14 protein-coding genes and 1 other RNA gene are annotated in these 20,282 nt (G+C 42.4%); 4 read left to right on the forward strand and 11 right to left on the reverse strand.

All coding sequences use genetic code 11. The features are described 5' to 3' along the window. Positions 1-43 precede the first annotated feature (43 nt). On the forward strand, positions 44-892 hold the full coding sequence (locus CK503_RS12810) for a fimbrial biogenesis chaperone (protein ID WP_095607226.1): 849 nt from the start codon (positions 44-46) through the stop codon (positions 890-892). Continuing rightward, positions 889-4,602: an SPOR domain-containing protein gene (locus CK503_RS12815; RefSeq protein ID WP_095607227.1), complete on the forward strand. Its 3,714-nt coding sequence runs from the start codon at positions 889-891 to the stop codon at positions 4,600-4,602. The genes CK503_RS12810 and CK503_RS12815 overlap by 4 nt, the downstream gene beginning before the upstream one ends. Positions 4,603-4,684: 82 nt before the next feature. Here the strand turns inward: CK503_RS12815 and CK503_RS12820 are convergent, their stop codons facing one another. The 5 genes from CK503_RS12820 to alaS form a co-directional block, all read right to left on the reverse strand. Beyond that, positions 4,685-5,086, reverse strand: a complete 402-nt coding sequence (locus CK503_RS12820; protein ID WP_141239933.1) for a hypothetical protein — start codon at positions 5,084-5,086, stop codon at positions 4,685-4,687. 322 nt (positions 5,087-5,408) lie between these two features. Next, complete coding sequence (locus CK503_RS12825) at positions 5,409-6,683, reverse strand: pyruvate dehydrogenase complex dihydrolipoamide acetyltransferase (protein ID WP_095607229.1); 1,275 nt, start codon at positions 6,681-6,683, stop codon at positions 5,409-5,411. A gap of 101 nt (positions 6,684-6,784) precedes the next feature. Continuing rightward, positions 6,785-7,768 (reverse strand): pyruvate dehydrogenase complex E1 component subunit beta, encoded by a 984-nt coding sequence (locus CK503_RS12830; RefSeq protein WP_095607230.1) that lies wholly within the window; start codon positions 7,766-7,768, stop codon positions 6,785-6,787. A 54-nt stretch (positions 7,769-7,822) separates the two neighbouring features. After that, positions 7,823-8,929 carry a pyruvate dehydrogenase (acetyl-transferring) E1 component subunit alpha gene (gene pdhA / locus CK503_RS12835; RefSeq protein ID WP_095607231.1) on the reverse strand — a complete coding sequence of 369 codons (1,107 nt, stop codon included), beginning with the start codon at positions 8,927-8,929 and terminating at the stop codon, positions 7,823-7,825. 107 nt (positions 8,930-9,036) lie between these two features. After that, positions 9,037-11,706 (reverse strand): alanine--tRNA ligase, encoded by a 2,670-nt coding sequence (gene alaS, locus CK503_RS12840; RefSeq protein ID WP_095607232.1) that lies wholly within the window; start codon positions 11,704-11,706, stop codon positions 9,037-9,039. Positions 11,707-11,874: 168 nt separating this feature from the next. Between alaS and CK503_RS12845 the strand changes: the two genes are divergently transcribed. Beyond that, positions 11,875-12,459 carry a DUF502 domain-containing protein gene (locus tag CK503_RS12845; protein ID WP_095607233.1) on the forward strand — a complete coding sequence of 195 codons (585 nt, stop codon included), beginning with the start codon at positions 11,875-11,877 and terminating at the stop codon, positions 12,457-12,459. 37 nt (positions 12,460-12,496) lie between these two features. On the opposite strand, the gene CK503_RS12850 is transcribed toward CK503_RS12845, so the two are convergent. The 5 genes from CK503_RS12850 to ssrA form a co-directional block, all read right to left on the reverse strand. Next, positions 12,497-13,423: a ferredoxin reductase domain-containing protein gene (locus CK503_RS12850; RefSeq protein WP_095607234.1), complete on the reverse strand. Its 927-nt coding sequence runs from the start codon at positions 13,421-13,423 to the stop codon at positions 12,497-12,499. 254 nt (positions 13,424-13,677) lie between these two features. Next, a complete protein-coding gene (locus CK503_RS12855) occupies positions 13,678-14,256 on the reverse strand; it encodes a porin family protein (RefSeq protein ID WP_095607235.1) in 579 nt (192 codons plus the stop codon). A gap of 324 nt (positions 14,257-14,580) precedes the next feature. After that, the gene (locus tag CK503_RS12860; RefSeq protein ID WP_095607236.1) at positions 14,581-14,943 is read right to left on the reverse strand and encodes a response regulator; all 363 of its coding nucleotides are present in this window, start codon (positions 14,941-14,943) and stop codon (positions 14,581-14,583) included. 505 nt (positions 14,944-15,448) lie between these two features. Further along, the gene (locus CK503_RS12865) at positions 15,449-16,471 is read right to left on the reverse strand and encodes a TIGR00341 family protein (RefSeq protein ID WP_095607237.1); all 1,023 of its coding nucleotides are present in this window, start codon (positions 16,469-16,471) and stop codon (positions 15,449-15,451) included. 100 nt (positions 16,472-16,571) lie between these two features. Further along, positions 16,572-16,938: a transfer-messenger RNA gene (gene ssrA / locus CK503_RS12870) on the reverse strand. A gap of 200 nt (positions 16,939-17,138) precedes the next feature. Between ssrA and CK503_RS12875 the strand changes: the two genes are divergently transcribed. Beyond that, entirely contained in the window at positions 17,139-17,624 is a 486-nt protein-coding gene (locus tag CK503_RS12875; RefSeq protein WP_141239934.1) for a hypothetical protein, read from the forward strand. A gap of 3 nt (positions 17,625-17,627) precedes the next feature. Here the strand turns inward: CK503_RS12875 and CK503_RS12880 are convergent, their stop codons facing one another. Further along, positions 17,628-20,216, reverse strand: coding sequence for a bifunctional aspartate kinase/diaminopimelate decarboxylase (locus CK503_RS12880; RefSeq protein ID WP_095607239.1), 2,589 nt, complete (start codon positions 20,214-20,216; stop codon positions 17,628-17,630). Positions 20,217-20,282 lie beyond the last annotated feature (66 nt).

Here is a 20,282-nt window from a genome sequence, read left to right on the forward strand (position 1 = left end):
CTATATATTGTAGCTATCTTATCGGGATCAAATATTATCTATCATGACATTATTAGCATCTACCGACATAAAAAAAGCTGCAATATTTTTTTGTCTTTGTTTTAGTTTCCTTTTAGTAAGTCAATCTTTTGCCCAGGTTAGCATCGCTCCAACTTCTTTATTTTTTGACCACCAAAACAGGTTTGGATCGCTAACAATAAGTAACGGTGGAGATCAAGCACAGGAGATCTCAATAAGTACGGAATTTGGCTACCCAACCACACGAGATGGTAACCTTATGATCGTTAATGATTCTGTTTTGGCTGAAACAAAATCTATCGCCGACTGGGTTAAAATATTTCCTCAGAATTTTACTATTCAGCCCAACCAGCGTCAGACCGTTCGATTTGTGACCCGCCCTCCTAATAATCTGGATCCTGGAGGTTATTGGTCCCGTGTTAAAATTCAATCCAACCCTGTATCTCCGCCAATAGAATCCGTGGAAGAAAATCAGGTGGGAGCACAAATTAATTTGGTCGTCAACCAAGTTATCGCTGCTCACTATCGCACGCAAAAGGCTAAAACAGGTGTTCAGGTTTCTTCAGTCGATTTTACGAAGGCAGATAACACCGGTCAAATTGAAGTTACAATGGAACAAACCGGTAATGCTCCTTTTGTGGGATCACTCAACGTGCGGGTTTCTAATGAGAATGGCGATACGGTTTATGAAAATACTACAACCAATTCGGTTTATACCTCTATCACACGAAATTTCTCCATAGATCTTTCGGATCTCGACCCAGGCCAATATACTATCTCTGGTGAGATTACCTCTCAACGGCGTGATATTAGTCAAGATGACCTCCTGCAAATTCAACCTGTATCATTCGAAAAGCAAATTACGATTGAGTGAGCAAACAATGGCTATCGTTTAAAACACTTACCATTTCGGCGACAGTTTGGCTCCTGCTTGCCCTTGCACACGTAGCTCAGGCTCAACAAAACGGGAATGGTAACGGCACCGAAGTTTATCTTACTTTTCAATACCAAGGGGTTGTCAGTAATTATGTTACCGCCTATTACAAAGATGATCAGTTTTATCTACCTGTCAGCGAGCTGTTTTCTCTTCTCGAAATAAATCACACCGTAGACCAGGGAAATCTCACTATTTCGGGAGTATATCTCGGTGAAACCCAATATCAGATTAATTTTAACAATCAGATTGCCGAAGCCGGCGATACGGAGCTTCAGCTGCAAGCCGATGACTTCCTCATAAAGGAGATAGACTATTTTCTGAGGCCTGAAACTTTTGAACAACTCTTTGGCCTTACTTTTTCCACAAATTTCAATAGCCTTACCCTCGACTTGGATACCCCGGATAAAATGCCGGTAGTGGCCGCCTACGAACGCGAGCAGGAGCGTAAACAACTGGACCGGGAAGAGCCGTTGTTCGATCGTAGCTACTATCCACTACAATACGATCGCAACTATCAAACGCTTAACGGGGCATTCCTCGACTACAACCTATCAGCCATTTATTCAAACAATTCACAGTTGTTTACGTTCAGCAACAGCCTTGGCGCTGAGGTGCTGGCCGGTGATGTACAGGGAAATATTTTTGGAGCTTTTTCAAATGAACAAAGCCAATTTACGACTCAGGGTCTCCGTTGGCGCTATGTTCAGCGTGACAATGACTATTTTAGCAGTATTATTGCCGGACAAACCAACTCCGAAGGTATAAGTAGCAGAGCTATTACCGGCGTCAAAATATCTAACAAGCCCATTGAACCGCGCCGTCTTTTTGATCGTTACCCCATTGAGGGCAATGTACCGGCACAATCCGAAGTGGAGCTATATCTTAATAACCGCTTGGTCGATTTTCAAGAAGCTGATGAGTCCGGCAACTATCGGTTTTTGGTTCCCCTAACCTATGGCAGCACTGATTACTCCGTTCAGGCATACACCCCTTCAGGCCAAACCATGCAGCGCAGTTCTCGTATTCAAGTCCCCTTTGATTATCTTCCTCCGGGAGAAATGGACTACAGCATTAGCGCAGGCCGACTGGAGAACCCCATCCTTGGATCGAGAGAGCGCGGTTATTTGGGTGAAGCAAGCCTTTCGGCGGGTATCGCTGACTGGCTTACAGCTACCGGATCTACAGAATACCTCACCGACTACCACAGTTCACTGCCTTCTTTTACCAGTACGCTAAACGCACGTCTATTTTCAAAATACCTTGTGAGTGCCAGTGCCAATACTGAAAATTTTTATCGTTTTTCTTCAAGCGTAGTATACGGTAGCGGGGCCAGCTGGAATCTGTCATATGATTACAACCCCGGGGATAGTCAACTTTATAACACGGGGGGGAGCGACCACCTGGGAAGAGTATCTTTATTTACTCCTTTCCAAATTGGAGAACTTCCACTTAATATTCGATGGTCTTCTACATATCAAACAAGAGGCAATACTGATCTTATTCGCTATCGTGCCGACTTGAGCTCGAGGCTGGGACGTCTTAATATACGATTTGGATATCAGGATCAGCAATCCGGAGATATACGTTGGCAAACAACATCATCATCAAGAATTACCAACTCCTATACATACTCACTGGGTCGCTATAATGATGTTCCCGCACTGCTTCGCGGCATGTTTATTCGTGGGCAACTTTCCTACTTGCCGGGACTACAAGAACTGGAAGAAATGGAGTTCCAACTTTCCCGTGATCTATTCGAAACAGGACGGCTGCAGTTAACCTATGGACGTAACTTTTTAGGTAGATTCAATTCGCTAAGTCTAAATGTAACCATCGACTTCAATAAAGTTCGGAGTAATACCTCCGCTCGAACTACCGGTTCAGAATTAACCGTCAATCAGAGCCTGCGCGGATCAATTGGGTACGATTCTTATGGTGATCGATTGTTGTTGAATAATAGACAGCAGGTGGGTCAAGCGGGGGCAGCAGTTCGCTTGTTTGTAGACAATAATAATGATGGAGAATATCAAGACAGCACTGATGAGGCTATTACAGATCCCGCCGTACGCATGAATCGGGCCGGTGGTCAAACTTATATTAACAATGGTATTAATTATGTTTCACAGCTACTTCCCTATTATAGGTACGATCTTGAAATCAATAAAGGGGCTTTAAGTAACCCACTCTTAGTCCCTGATGTTGAAAACTTTTCGATCATTACCGATCCAAATCAATATAAAACAATCGAGATACCTTTTTATTTATCAGGAGTCATATCCGGACGAGTAGACCGTAAAAGAGAGGGAGAACTCGAGGGACTGAGCGGAGTTCGTTTGTACTTGGAATCCAATTATGATGAGGGGTCTAAACGGGAAGCCTTTAGTAAAGAGATGCGTACTTTTTCCGATGGATCGTTCTATACCTATGAAGTACCGCCTGGAAAATATCATTTGTTTATCGATCCCAATCAATTAGACTTCTTACAATCTGAGGCCGAGCCCGACACCATGAATATAGAGGTAGAATCACTTGCTGAAGGGGATTTTATAGAAGGTTTGAGTTTTATTGTAACACCACAAAAAGATACTACAGATTTAGACAAACAGGAAAAAGTATCGGCAAATACAACCAAAACACAGCAAACAACAGTAGAAAAATCTGAGCAAGATTCATATTACAAAATTCAGCTTGCCAGCTTTAAAACCCAGCAAAAGGCTAAACAAATTGCTTTAGAAGCATCAAAGAATCTGGGCGGTTCTTTTACAGTGGTATTTAACACTAATACCAATTTATATGGAATCCGTAGTGTGCCCCTTACTAACCGTAAACAAGCAGTTGAAACCATTATTTCTTACCATAACAGTCAATACAAACAAGCCGCACTTGTTGTTCTTACAAACGGAGATAAAAAACCTTCAACCGTTCAAGGTAAGTTTATCCAAATTGGTGCCTTTAGCACTAAAGAACGGGCTGAACTATTTGCTAACAAATCAGCAAAAAGATTAGATCAGGAAACAGCCATTACCTACAATAAAAAATCTGGGCTCTATAAAGTTTATATCAGTAAAAGATTTGGCTCTGAGCAAGAACGGAAAAATATTTTAGCAAGTATTCGTAACCAGTATTCCTTTGATGATGCCTTCATCAATAAAGATCAAGATATTCAAATTGGCGCATTCAGTAATCCAAACTCTGCTCAAACTTTTGCTGATCAGGCTCAGGCTACCCTCAACAGAAAAATAGCTGTAACCTATGATTCTAAGACACAGCTCCACGAAGTCTATATTGATCAATTAACATCTTCATTAAGTTCATTAAGATCACAGCTGGCCGCAATCCGGAAAACCTCTCCCCCCTTTGATGACGCCTTTATAAACGTTTTCAATGACACGCTTAAATCAGGTGGGAGACCCATGGAATTCACATACCAGGTTGAAATTGAAGGAGTCACCGAAGATTCTGAACATGCATTTATCTCATCTATTACTGATGGGAATAACGATACAAATTTATCATATCCAGAAAAAGATAGGGTCCGGTTTAAGAAGGTAAGCTCGTGGACAGAGGCCCAGCAATTGCAACAAAAACTTTCCAAGATCTCAACCACAGGACATCCCATAGTTATTCTCATTGAAAAATCAGAATAGGCATTTAATTCTGATTAACGCAGTACATAGCATAAAAACACACTTATCCCTCTTTGATATAAGATATTTGTATCTAATACTGTTAGAAGTATGCAATAGAAGTTGTAAGCTCCCCCTGATACATACTGCTTAGCAGCTGCCCTTCCGATTGACCTTTAAAATGAATACCATTAGTTCCCTGCTCTTGTCTTCTATTACTTTCGATATTCATTATTATCTGGTTGCCATTCTGATCGGTCAATATAATTTTATTAGCACTATTTATTAACACATTTCCTTCATTGATGCCTTTAAAATTTAATGATCCTAAATCAGACTTCTTATTCTGAGATAACAAAATAAGCTCTGGCATTTCAACATCAATGGTTGAACCACTGACAACCGTTACGCTCACACGCATCGTGGCTTGGGCTCCTTGTCCAACTGAGGAATAGGAAAAAAGCCCCATTAAAAGAATTATCAATATGTAAAATTTCTTGGTCACAGTGTTCTCTTTCCTTGATTGAACCTATGACCATAATATTAAAATATTTTAATATTAATAAATTCTAATATTTACTGGGCTATTCTAATCTTTAAAAGTCGCTTCAATATGTCTTTAATGGGGTTTTACAAAAATTAGAATTTCGGTTCAGTTATTCTATTCATGAAAAGGACAGCTAAAATCGGAAAATTATTCCACATATCAGACAGAGCAGACAATATATCTGATATTTTTACACCGATATCTAACCCATAGAAAGGAATAAAAAAGCCCTGAATCTTTAATTCAGGGCTTCAAAAATAGTTTTGTTAAGAGGTAACTCTTAAAGCACCAATCCCAATGGATTCTCAAGCATACTCTTGAGTGTATTCAAGAACTTCGCGGCAACTACACCATCCACAATGCGATGATCACTGGACAGTGTAACCTTCATCCGCTTGCCGGGTACTACCTCGCCATCCTCAACAACGGGTTCTTCACGGATAGCTCCAACGGCAAGAATACAGGCGTTCGGCGGATTGATAATAGCAGTAAACTCTTCAATACCAAACATCCCCAAATTACTGACTGTAAACGTACTGCCCTCCATCTCTTCAGGCTGTAAGTCACGATTCTGCGCCTTTTCAATCAGCACTTTGCTTTCGGCCGCAATCTGCTGCAGCCCTTTCTGATCAGTATTATCAATAACCGGAGTAAGCAATCCTTCATCAATGCCCACGGCAACAGCAACATTGACATCACCGTGTTCTACTATCTTATCACCGTGCCAAGAGCTATTAACTTGCGGATGCTGTCGCAGCGCGGCCGCACATGCTTTTACAACAATATCGTTAAAACTGATCTTGCTTTCGCTGATCTCGTTAAGCTTCTTACGCGCATCCCAAACCGCACTCATATCAATATCGATAGTCTCATAGAAATGCGGACTGCTGAACTTACTTTCCGAAAGTCGTCGAGCAATAGTCTTGCGCATCTGTGATACGCGATGCTCTTTGTCTTCTCGCGATACTGTCGCTGCAGGGGATGCAGCAGTAGGTGCTTTCGATGGCTCGTAGCTTTCAATATCTCGTTTGATAATTCGTCCATGCGGGCCACTGCCATCTACATTCGCAAGGTTGATGCCCTGCTCCTTGGCCATATTACGCGCCAACGGAGAAGCTTTAATACGGCCGTCATCAGGTTGACCGTTTCCCTTCTCATCGAGATCACCAAATACAGGATCATAACTTTCCTGTTCTTCATCCTGCCCACTTGCTTCATCAACTTCTTTCTCCTTTTCATCAGTCTCCTCTTTATCAGAAGAATCCTCAGAACCGCCTGAAGATTGGGCTTCTTCCAGGATATCACTGATATCTTCTCCTTCTTCACCAATTACGGCAATCAATCCGCCGAGCGGTACTGCATCACCTTCATTGACAAGAATTTTAAGAATCGTCCCGGCATCAAACACCTCAACCTCCATCGTTGCCTTGTCGGTTTCCACCTCGGCAATAACATCACCGGATTCTACAGTATCTCCTTCTTCAACATTCCACGCAGCGATAACGCCTTCTTCCATCGTATCGCTTAGCTTGGGCATTTCAACCTTAACTGCCATAGTAGTTAAATTTAAATCGTTTACTGATTGTAATTTTATTCAACAAAACAAATTTGAAAATTAGTGTCATCCTGAATTTAACTCAGAAAAACACTCGGAAATTACTTACGATAAGTAACAGTATTAATTGCATCTATTACCTGGTCCGGACTTGGTAACCACTCATCAAACAAATTCTTAGCAAAGGGCGCATTTGTATCCGGAAGCGTTACCCGCTGTACAGGGGCATCGAGATAGTCAAACGCCTCGCGCTGAATCAAGTATCCAACCTCGGCCGCCAACCCGCCAAACGGATGTGCTTCATCCACAATTACACAGCGGTTTGTTTTACGGATTGATTTCACAATCGTTTCAATGTCCAGTGGTTTTACCGTACGAGGATCAATAATTTCCACATCTACATCCTCCTTGGCCAGCTTTTCAGCCGCTTGGGTAGCAACGTGATACATCTTTCCATGTGCAACAACCGTTACGTCACTTCCCTCACGTTTCACCTTGGCCTTACCGATCGGAATGGTAAAATCATCTTCCTCGGGCACTTCACCTTTAAGGCCGTACATCTGCTCCGATTCCATAAAAAGCACCGGGTTGTCATCCCGAATAGCCGACTTCAACAATCCTTTGGCATCAGCCGGTTCAGAAGTATAAATCACTTTGAGTCCGGGAAAATGTGCATACATCGAATCATACGAAACCGAGTGCGTTGCACTCAACTGTCCCGCCGATGCATTGGGCCCCCGAAATACGATCGGAACCTCAACCTGCCCGCCAGTCATATACCGCGCCTTCGAAGCATGATTAATAATCTGATCAGCAGCCAGCACGGCAAAGTTAAAGGTCATAAACTCCACGATGGGACGCAGTCCGTTCATTGCTGCACCCACTCCGATGCCGGCAAAACCAAGCTCCGAAATAGGTGTGTCAATCATACGTTTTGATCCATATTTATCGAGCAGACCTTCGGTTACCTTATAGGCTCCGTCGTATTCAGCGACTTCTTCACCCATCACAAAAATATCTTCATCCTGGGACATCTCTTCATCAATTGCAGCCCGGATTGCTTCTCTGAATTGTAACTCAGCCATTTCTATATAGTTATTTCAAAAATTGTCAATTCGCAGTTTTCTAAATTCTATATCCTATTTATGGAAAGGATAATCATCTTCAGCAAACATGTGATCGTAAAGCGCTTCTTTTTCGGGGAAATCGCTCTCCTCAGCAAAATCGATCGCTTCCATCACCGTATCTTCCACACTATCCTCAATTTCTTCTGCCTTGTCTTCATCAATAATATCTTCATCCAACAAGTAATTTTTAATACGCGCTACCGGATCGAGCTCTTCGTATTCCTCGAGCTCATCACTTGTACGATATTTCATCGGATCAGACATCGAGTGACCGCGATAACGATAGGTACGAATCTCCACAAACCAAGGTTCTGAGTTTTCTCGAACATCGGCAGCAATTTCTTTCATATTTTCATAAACAGTGAGCACGTCCATGCCGTTAATGACTCTTTTCTTCATATTGAACCCATCAGCGCGATCCACAATCTCACCGGTAGAGTGTCGATGTACGGCCGTACCCATTGCGTACCCGTTGTTTTCTACGGCATAAATGCAAGGCAACCCCCAATTCTGACTCATATTTAACGTTTCGTGCAGGGCACCCTGTGGTACAGCTCCATCGCCAAGGAAACAAGCAGTAACACGGTTATTTTGCTTGTATTTATTGGCAAAGGCGATTCCTCCTCCAAGAGGAATATGTCCGCCTACAATTCCGTATCCGCCCCAAAAATGCTCATCTACATTGGCAAAGTGCATCGAACCGCCCTTCCCTTTCGAGCAGCCGGTCACTTTTCCATAGAGCTCAGCCATTCCTTCTTTAGGAGACACACCGCGAACCAACCCCCAGCCATGATCGCGATAAGCCGTAATAATATCATCGTCATTATTCAGGGCGTAAGTCGTTCCCGTAGAAATTGCCTCCTGCCCCATATAGAGGTGAAGGAATCCACCGAACTTCCCTTTTTGATACATCTGCATAGCGCGCTCCTCAAACCGGCGCTGCAAATACATCTGCTCAAACATATCGACGACGTCATCGTCTAATAAGTCGAGATCACTATGTTTTTTTTCTGTGGGATCGGGCAATTCCGTACTACGAACAATTTCTCCGTTGGTTCGGATACCAGTCCCTTTTGGGGTAAACGTAACTTTTTCTGCGTTTTTTTCTTTTTTAGCCATAATATCTTTTAACAGCAGGTTAGCTGTTACAACGTTTCAATTGAAAATTTCTATCAACTTACGGTCAGAAAATATACCTAAAATTATGGAAGATTACAGGTAATCAGTTAATCTAAATGTTTGTTGATTATTGCCGGAAGCTGATCAAATAATTCCTTCAGCTTTTCGGGCTTTCGTCCGCCAGCGGTAGCCAGGTTCGGCTGTCCGCCGCCACCGCCACCCAGCATCTGTCCGAGTTCACCAACCAGAACACCAGCCTTTAATTCTTTTTCTTTAATCAGATCATCAGTTACAGCCGCCATCACATACACTTTTTCTTCTTCAGAATCTTTGGCACCGAGGACTGTAACTGTTCCCTCTTTCCGTTTATCGAGTGATTCATACCCCAGCTGCTTCAACAGATCCATATCCGCATGAGGCACTTCACCAGACACCAATTTGATACCGTTATTTAGCTCCCGGGCATTTTGAATAAGCCCATCCAGCTTGGAAGCACTTTGTTGCTTGCGCAATTCCTCCACCTCCTTCTCCAGCTCTTTACGCTCCTCAATAAGCTGGTGAATATCACGCACCAGATCCTGGCTCTGTCCTATCTCCGAGCGAATTTTCTGCACCAGCTCGTTTTCCCGGCGTAAATATTCATCCACACTTTTGCCCACTTTGGCTTCGATGCGACGGATCCCGGCCGCAGCTGATGATTCGCCGGTAAAACGGAAGTAGCCAATTTCACCGGTGGCATCCACATGCGTTCCGCCACAAAGCTCCATCGAATAATCGGGATCAAAAGAAATTACGCGTACTTTATCCCCGTACTTCTCACCAAAGAGCATGGTAGCCCCACGCTCTTTTGCCTCATCAATAGGCACATTGCGATCTTCTTGTTTGGGGATATTCTGCTGGATTCGTTCGTTAACGATTCCTTCAATCTGATTAAGTTCTTTATTTGTAATCTGCTCATAATGTGAAAAATCGAACCGCAAATGTTGCTCATCAACCAGCGATCCCTTCTGCGCAATGTGGTCACCCAGTACCTGCTTTAGAGCGGCATGAACCAAGTGGGTAGCGGAGTGGTGCTTTCTAATTTCCCCACGCCGGTCGCCATTGACCATCGCCTCCCACTCTCCACCGGGATCTTCAGGCAGCTTATCAACGACATGAATGTAACCGTCCGGCGATTTTTGCACGTCCAGCACCCGCAGGTGTTCATCGCCGTTACTGATGATACCCGTGTCGGCAACCTGCCCTCCGCTTTCGGCATAAAAGGGCGTTCTATCGAGGATAATAACCCCACGGTCATCTTCTTTGCGAAACATCTTAATATTCCCCCATGCCGACAGTGAATCGTAACCTACGAACTCAAAGTCATCGGTATCGGTCACGGCAATCCAATCCTTGGAGGATGACTGATCAACATTGAAATTACCCGCAGCACGAGCACGTTCCTTCTGCTCTTTCATGCGCTTGTTAAATCCTTCTACATCGACTTCTACGCCGCGCTCACGAGCCATAAGCTGTGTCAGGTCGATGGGAAATCCGTACGTATCGTGCAGCTTAAAGGCATCTTCACCGGATATCTCATCCTTGCCTTCCGCCATTTCGTTGAACAACTCAATGCCCTGTCCCAGCGTATTTAAAAAACTTTTCTCTTCGGATTGAATAACATTCTGCACATAATCCTGCTGGTTAATAAGAACAGGAAATACCTCCTTAAACTGTTCCGCCAACGTTGGCACCAGTTTAAAGAAAAACGGGTTTTTCAGGTCTAACTTATCCCAGCCGTAACGGATGGCACGCCGTAAAATACGTCGAACTACAAATCCGCGACCTTCATTGCCGGGCGATACGCCATCAGCAATCGAAAAACTTACCGCTCGAATATGGTCGGCAATCACGCGCATTGCTATATCGATCTCTTCCTTATCACCATAGGTAACGTCTGCCAGCTCACCAATTTTGTTGAGAAGCGGAGCGAAAAGGTCGGTATCGTAATTCGATTTTTTGCCCTGAAGTACAGCACAAATACGCTCAAAACCCATGCCGGTATCCACGTGCTGGGCAGGTAATTTTTCGAGCGAGCCGTCAGGCTGACGATTAAACTGAATAAAGACGAGATTCCAAATCTCCATGACGCGCGGGTCATCCATATTCACGAGCTCAGCCCCATCTATCTCCTTGCGTTCCTCATCGGGACGAATATCCACATGCACTTCGGAACACGGACCGCACGGACCGGTTTCGCCCATTTCCCAAAAGTTGTCCTTCTTATCAAATTTCAAGATGTGATCGGGATCGATGGACGTTTCTTCTTCCCATAATTCAATAGACTCCTGATCTACCGGCAGTCCATCGTCTTCATCCCCTTCAAAAACAGTGGCATACAGCCGATCCGGATCAAGTCCCCATTCATCAACGAGCAGCTCCCATCCCCATCGAATAGCTTCGCGCTTAAAATAATCACCAAACGACCAGTTACCGAGCATTTCAAAAAGCGTGTGGTGATAGGTGTCATACCCCACTTCCTCGAGGTCGTTATGCTTTCCACTGACACGAATACACCGCTGACTATCTACCGCGCGCTGCCAAGTTTCCCCTTCCTTTTCATAACCAGATTGTTCATCCAGAAAAATCGGCTTAAACTGATTCATCCCTGCATTTGTGAACAACAAAGTGGGGTCATTCTGGGGTACAACCGGAGCACTTGGAACAATCAGATGATTTTTTTCTTTGAAAAAGTCCAGAAATTCCTGGCGAATTTGTGCAGAGCTCTTGTGGGACATCAGTTTTATTTACCTTAATTGTATATTATTCAGACCGTTGAAAATAGCAAAAATAAGTGTTGAACTCATCTTAAAAACGAATCAACTAAAAGCCCCTGTTGCACAGGGTCGTCTGCCATAATAAATTGCGTTCATTTAACTGTCATTAAAATCAAAAATAACATTAACATGCGTCCCATTATTAATAATTTTCTGCGTGGGCTATTACTTGTTTTTCCAATCGTAGCAACCATCTATGTCATCTTTTCCGCTATCCGTTGGTCGAACAACTTTTTTAATAATCTGCTTTTTGAATGGCTGAGTATTGACATTCCGGGATTGGGCATTATCACTGTTTTCTTTGGTATTTCAGCCATTGGATACATCTTTTCGAGAGCTATCACCAAGCCTATTGTCACATACTTTGAGCGATTCTTTAAAAAAGTTCCTTTCATCAAAATTATCTACACTTCACTCAAAGAACTTACCGAAGCATTTGTTGGTGATAAAAAGCGTTTTAATAAACCCGTTATCATTGACTTGGGAGGTATGGAAGCCAAACGTATTGGATTTGTAACTCAAAAAGATTTAAGAGTATTGGGAGTTGAAGAGGTTGAGGATATGGTCGCTGTTTACTGTCCACATTCCTATAACTTTTCCGGCAATTTGTTTTTAATACCTGCCAAAAATGTCACTCCCATTGACTTCAATTCTTCTGATGTAATGAAGTACATTGTCTCCGGCGGCGTTACAAATATGACTGACAATAAATAAGTACCCTACAATAGATAAACAGCAATTGGTCGCCAAATCAATAAACTTCAACAAAGGTACGGGCAGAAGATTTAACGTATCTTTTTAGATCTCTGTCGTCCCACTCATCGGGCATTTTGCCGGATGCCGGTTCACGAACATCCAGATACTGTGTGAGTCCTTTTTTAGCTAATGACCGATAAATACCACTTTCCATCCCTTTAAGTCCACAAATATACATCAAAGTATTCTCCTGCTCCATAAGAGGATCAAGTAACTCGGCCTCATCCCACAAACAGGTTTGAACATATTTTTTGGTACCGTCCGGACGTCGATCTTCACGGGAAATGTGGGGTAGGTAATGAAAATTATCGTATTCCTCATTCAAAGATTCAAAGTAATCAGCATAAAGCAAATCTGTTCGATAAGCACAGCCAAATATCAGGACAATTTCATTTTCGAAACCGTTGTCAAGAAGTTCTTTAATCATTCCCCGGTAGGGAGCAATACCCGTTCCTGTAGCAAAAAAAACATAATTAAAATCAGTGGCATTTTCGGGCAGTAGAAAACGCCGTCCGCTGGGTCCGGTCATTTTAACCTTATCACCGGGTTGCAGATCTGCAAGATAATTGGAACAAACTCCCAGATAAAGCTCATTATTATCAAACTCTTCGATCGTTCGTTTAACGGTAGTTGATATCAGATGGGATTTGCCGCCCTCCCCTTTTGTAGGAGATGCCACCGAATAAAGCCGCAATTTATAATCGCGTCCCTTTTCATTTTTACCGGGGGGTAAAATACCAATGGACTGCCCCACACGAACGTGGCCTTCCAAATCTGTTCCGGAAATATCGAAAGTCACATGACGTACAAAGTTGGGACTACTTTCTTTAGTACAAATCCTGTTTTCAACAATGGGAGCCTCAACAGGGTCTTTGGGTGTATAGATATTTAATTCTACTTCTGGGAGTTTAATCTCCGGCATAACTGTTATTTGAGAACGTTATTTAGATCTGATTTAAACGGCTATGAACTTGTAAATGTTCAGCCAAAATTACAAGCGAATTTTACGATCATTACAGCTTAGGAAAACCACCTTCCATAAAGAACTAAGTTAGAGTAAACGCTTTCAAAGTTGAGATCAAAATGCAAAAATAAATTCAGCATGACATATTATTTCTATTAAATAAAAAAGGTCCGCCAATCAGGCGGACCTTTACTCAAGTAGCTATACCAAAATTATAGGTAGAGCATCAGACCGGCTGTGAATACATTCCCGTTATAATTGGTGTTATCAGTGCTCACTTCATTCTCGTTGGGATTTAGAAACAAATAACGATAGTCGAAGTTGAGAGCTGCATTTTCATTGATAGGCAGCTCTACTCCAAAGCCGAGGTGATAGCCGAAGTTAAATTCATTATCGACGTCATCAACAACTCCTTCAAATTCATAAATGGTGTAGTAGGCTCCTAAACCTGCAACACCGTAAGGAGCAAAATTCTTACTTACTGGCAAAAACATGAGTGCAGAGGCAGTCACCGGCACAAACTTCGTTTCGAAAGATTGTCCCCCGATGTTGTACTCCTGACCTGCATAATATTCAACTGATCCCTCTACACCAAGTACCGATCCAAGACGTGCACGGGTTTGAGCACCAAAATAAAAATTTCCATTATCAGCATCATTGGCCTTGTAGTATCCCAAACGTGGACCAATGCCCAAAGTGTTTTTTATTGTTGCATCGGATGATGTTTGGGCTTCTACAGCCATCGGTGCAAATATAAAAGCAATAAGCGGTAACAGTAATAATTTTCTCATAATAAATTTAATTGGTTGAAATTCAACCAATTATAAAAAAGAAAACTACTTTTTGTTCCCCGACTTTTCTAAATCGAATAGGAAGATCTACTTTGAATATAGGATTCAGTAAACACCTTAAGCGCTATGTATTTATGAATAAATACCAATCCGGTTGTGGCAGGATCACTGCTATAACAGTATTTTCGGGATTGTCATAACAACCATTGGCAAGTAATATTCAGAGCTATACCCTAACTCCATCTTCATAGGAAGACAACCCCAAAACCCAAGTGGCATTCATCCTGGAACTCTACATCAGGTAAAAAGTTGTTCCTACTCTCTTCAAGATGCTATATTGAAAGATTTGCTTAAATCAGATTCGGTAATTGGCTTAGATAGGAAATCGATATATTCGGTCATTTCTATTTTCTCACGATGAGCTAAATCAGAATTACCGGATATATAAATAACTGGAATCGCCATTTTTTCCTGTATTTTACTCATGGCTTCAATCCCATCGATTTCTCCTCTTAGGCGGATATCCATCAGAATAATATCGGGACTGAGTTCTAATGCCTTATCTATGGCCTCCTCTCCCGATGAAATTTTTTCAATGACCTCATGCCCCATATTAGTAACCATGCGTTCAATTAGCATGGCAATAATCATCTCATCTTCAACGATTAATACTTTTTTTGTCTCCATAGAAGCCAACGGTATATAATATTTCTTTAATATCTGTTTGCGTTAACAAGAGTATAATCATAACCTATTGTTACAAATCGGAACTACAAATATCGTATTAGTCCCATTAATCTCCCCTAATATATTTTCTTAAAAAAGTTGATGCTTCTTGGGCTCAGTGTATTGCCAACAGTAACTGACTATATTTGAAAAATCCCAAAAAATGTTATGAATTTACTTGGCAGGTTTCACTACTTATTTCGTAACATCGTTATTTGCCATAATTTGCAGCATTTCTGATTCCACTTCTGGCGGGAAAACGAGTAGCAGTGAAAATGAAGAAAAATCCAGCATCAACAACTTTATCATGATCTACCGATCGCCGATAGTGAAATTGAACTTTCAACCGCTAATGTAGCTTTCAGTTTCTATGATAAGTTTGAAATGGAAACCGAATACGATAATGACAAAAACGTGGATGGTCCCGATTTTCTTAAAGAGTCCAACGATAAACCGGTAAGGCAACTCAAAGTGTATCAAGCGTCAAATTCCAATACCAAATTATAACAGCAAGAATTACCAACAGCGCTACCCATATCCCAATAGCGATACGAGTAGCCTTTTTTGCTTTTTCCACCTCCCACCAGCTACGGGGCTGAATTCCCTGTACTAAAAAGGTGAGTATTCCAGCCAAGTTGATACAGATAAGGTTAGTAGTGGTAAGAATCACTGATCCTATTGCTAAATTCATATAACCCGCACCGAGCAACAAACCTACGTTAACCAACGGTGGCAGTAAGGCCACAGCCACCATCACGCCAACAATTGCAGCGGGAACACCACGAGTAAAAGCAAGAACTCCTGCACTACCTGCAGCCAGTGCAATGGTTATATCACCCAAATTTACATTTGTTTTGTTGATAAGCTGCTGTGAATCCAAGTCGACCTGCATTATTAATCCCATCACAAAAGCCAAAGCAACTGACGCCAATAGTCCTGCAATATTTGTTTTGAGCGACTGCCATCCCAAATCGAGATCACCCAGGGTAACGGATAAAGCCATAGATACATTGGGCCCCAACAATGGCGCAATAACCATCGCCCCAATGATTACAGCTACATCATCACGGACAAGTCCAACCCCTGCAACAAGCGTTGATAACAGTACCAATCCTATAAATACAGTATTTAACTCACTCCCGCTTGAAACATCCGAATAAAGTTCCTCACGACTTATTCGCCCGATGCTTTTTTCTTCGGATTCCTCTTGCTCTTCATCGGCTTCTTCCTCCTCTTTTTCATTGGGTTGTGGTAGAGTAGCTTGCACCTCAAAGAGCATGATCCGAAATCCTTCGATATGCGAAAATTTTTCGGTCAGTGCATCCGAAAGAGCTTCCGTACGGTTAGCATCAAGCAATATCCGTAATATTGAGTACCCATCTTCCAAATTATCTGACCATACGCCCAAAATCTCTTTCTCTTCAACAAAAGTACGTGCTTTTTGGGCCGTCCCTGGTGGAGCAATAAGTTCCAGTACGCGATAATTCATCTACAAAATCTTTTTGATAATTTTCTATAGGGTACAAAGGAATTCGAAAAGTAAAAAATAAAAGCCTAACCCTGTTAAGGTTAGGCTTTTAAAGCTTTTTTTGTGGAGGTGCGGGGAATCGAACCCCGGTCCGAAATGGTATATCGTTCAAGCATCTACATGCTTAGTTGCCGTTTAAAGTTCGCCCGAAGCATCGCCCGGCAACAGGCAACTTCAGACTAGACTGTTAAAGTTTTACGCAAGTTCGACAGTCTGCGAAACCTACGCTATCCTGTCATAATCGGCGCTCCATTCAGCACTGACAGGCAAGAAGCTGAAGGAACGGCTAAGCTGCGTTACGCAGCTAAGCTATAAGAATAGTTGTTGTCAACTACATTTAATTGCATGATGATGATTTACGAGATCATCGCTCAAGCTCGGCATGCAGCCTGCGATTTTACTCACTCCGTCGAATCCATTACACCCCCAATAAGTAAAAGAACAAAATTGTAAAAAATCTTTTTTATTCTCCTTGTGTTCATAGTATACAACAAATCAAAACGGTATAAAATTCAAAGTATTTTGTACCAAAGTCAATGAATTTGAGATTATTATTTCTGATTGATTTCTATCAAGAAGTTCGATAACCTACTTTTTAAAGGCTTAACTTGATGGATTTTCTATTGTTATGAAAAAATTACTCCTTCTAATACCAGCAGTTATCCTCCTCACAGTTAGCTGTATTACGGAAAATCGAGATTTTGGCAACACTCCTCCCATAATGGATGTTAGCATCAGTTATGTCAACGAAGAAGGGGAAGATTTGCTGAAACGGGATTATTTCCAGTTCTACAACATCTATTATCTGCAAAAAAATGAAGAGACCGGAAAGTTTGAGCGTGTTAAAGCCGCTGATAACCAATCTTCTTTTTATGTAGATCAAGGGACTAACCGCTATGCCCTTCGGGTATTTCCCAATCGGGAATTTATTGATGGGAAATCAACCACATTAATTGAAGATCACCGTGATAATATTGATACCCTGCGGGTACAGGGCTACAATGAAGGTCGAGGCTCAATAGCTGAGCGTATCTGGTATAATGGCGAACTGGCTTGGGAAACAGCTCCTAATCCGCCAAGACGCTATTTTACCGTCACTAAATCCAGCTTATAAAATTTATTTGATCACTTTTTCTGTCGCCGGCTCTCGTAAATTATAATTTGAGCTCATTACTTTCCCATAAGCTCCAGCATTAGCAATCAAAATAACATCACCCTCTTCCGAATTAGGGAATAAGCGATCAATACCCAGTTTATCACCTGATTCACAAATGGGACCGACAATATTCACAGTTTGATTGGTAGGTTGCTCTAACTTTGAAAGATTAACAATGGTATGGCGCGCGCCGTAAAGAGCGGGTCTGATAAAAGAGTTCATGCCTGTTTCGATACCTACATATTGCATTTCGCCCTTCCCTTTTAGCTGGGTTACTTTACTCAGCAATACTCCGGCCGTTGCTACCAAAAACCGCCCAGGCTCAACCCAGAGATCATAATTTGGATGAGCCTCTTTAAACTGTTGCAGTGATTGGTCGACCTCTTCGATATCCAAGTTGGCCTGGTTTTCATTTTCTTGAATTCCAAAACCACCACCCAGATCTAATATATCTACACCGCCCAGCTGTTCGGCTACTTTATGCAGAATTACAGCCGTATCTTTCCACGACTGGGGATCTTTAATACCGCTTCCGATATGGGCATGCAATCCCTTTACAGATATCTCATGTGCCTCAACCAATTCCTTAAGTTCGTCAAGCTCAAAACGGGGGATCCCAAATTTTGATTGTACGCCTCCGGTTTTTACATGCTCATGGTGTCCGCCGCCGTGACCGGGATCAATCCGTAAAAACAGCTCTTTTCCCTTAAACAAATTGGGCCATTGCTGCAGGGGATAAATATTATCGAGCGTCACATTAACTTCCAACTCCAACCCCTTTTCATACTCCGATCGGGGGGCAAAATTGGGAGTAAACAGTATCTTTTTGGGATCTATATCAGGGAATAAATCAAAGACTTTTTCTACTTCTCCGATAGAAACACATTCAAAGCCAAAGCCAAGCTTCCTGAATGTTTTTAGTATCTCATCATTCGCATTGGCTTTCATTGCGTAAAGTCCAAATGATACCGCGTCCAAATTTTGGATAAACCCGGCATATCGTTTAACCGTATCCAAATCATACACATAAGAAGAACCGTTATCCTCCATAATCTCCATCAGTTGCTCACGCTTCTCCTTCCACCAGTCCTTACCATTTTCTTTTTCATCATCACCTTCTTTCATTAACTGCGACCAAGTAGGCCCAAATGAATCCTGTTTACCCGACTGCAGAATTACTTGTTCGTGTAGCTGACGTACTAACCGATCGGCCTGCGCGCTTTCCACTACAAAGGTAAAATTCAGATCATTTGCTGCCTGACTGACCAAGTAAACCTGATGCTCTTGGAAGACCTCAAAAGCTGATCCTAACTGATGTAAAATAGTACGGATACGACGTCCCAATAGACTTACCGCCGAAACAGATTCAATAACTTCAACATGGCAATAATTCTCCAAATCCTCTACAAACTCATTGCGAATATCCTGGAAGTGCTCATTCAATCCGGGATCAAGAGAAACGGTAACGTTCGACTGGGAGGTGGATACCAAATCAATAGATAACCCAAAATGCTTAAATACTTCAAAAGCATCCGCCAAGAAACCAACCTCCTGCCACATTCCGAGCGATTCCATACTCACCAGAATTACATCATCACGAACGGCAATCGCTTTCACTATTGCTTCATCATCAGAACCTTCAGACGAAATAATGGTGCCAGACAGCTCGGGTCTCAACGTACAGCGTACATGGATGGGAATATCGTGTTTTCGAGCGGGCATTATGCTCCGCGGATGCAACACCTTTGCCCCATTTGTAGCAATCTCCTGTGCCTCCTCATAACTAAGATGATTCAATAACCTTGCAGAAGGTACAGCATGTGGATTTACCGAAAACATACCCGGAACATCCGTCCAAACCTCCAACCGTTCTGCTCCAATTTTAGCGGCAAAATAGGCGGCCGAAACATCCGACCCCCCGCGGCCTAAAATTACGGTTTTATTTTCTGAATCACTGCCAATGAATCCCTGTGTAACTACAATGGGGCCTGCTTCATTCAGCGCTTCAGCAATCCCTTCATCATAATCAGTTGTACTTACCGCAGAAATAATCCGCGACCGTTCAGTAGCATTTTTGCGAACAACCGTTTTAATTTGATCCCGGGCATCCATCCACTGTACACCATCCAGCGTTTGTTGCAAATAGGCGCTGCCAAGTTTAGTGGCCATGAGTTCTCCCATCGACAGAAGTCGCGCCTGAACCCGGTAACTTGCTTCACCAATCAGTTCAATTCCTTTTACAATATGTTCTAACTCCTCAAAGTCATCAGAAAGTAGTTCTTGGGCAGCAACATCCAGTTTTTGGCCTAAAGCAAGGTGCTGCTCCTTAATCTGTTCTACCTTGTTGAGCATGTTCTTATCTGACGGCTCTTCGATAATTGCTTCGAGCGTATTAGAAACTCCACTCAAAGCAGAGTGCACCAAGCATACTTTATAACCATCATTGCGTCGTTTCTGAACTTCCGATGCAATTTTCTGCCAATTCTCCAGTGATGATACACTGGTGCCTCCAAATTTTAAGACGATCCAATTCGAACGTTCGCTGCTCATATTGTATTGATACTAACTGAAATTTTGATTTAGCTCATTTATAATGGCCGTAAAGATAATAATCTC

The sequence above is a fragment of the Fodinibius salipaludis genome, assembly GCF_002287075.1.
In the GTDB taxonomy this organism is placed as follows: Bacteria; Bacteroidota; Rhodothermia; order Balneolales; family Balneolaceae; genus Fodinibius; species Fodinibius salipaludis.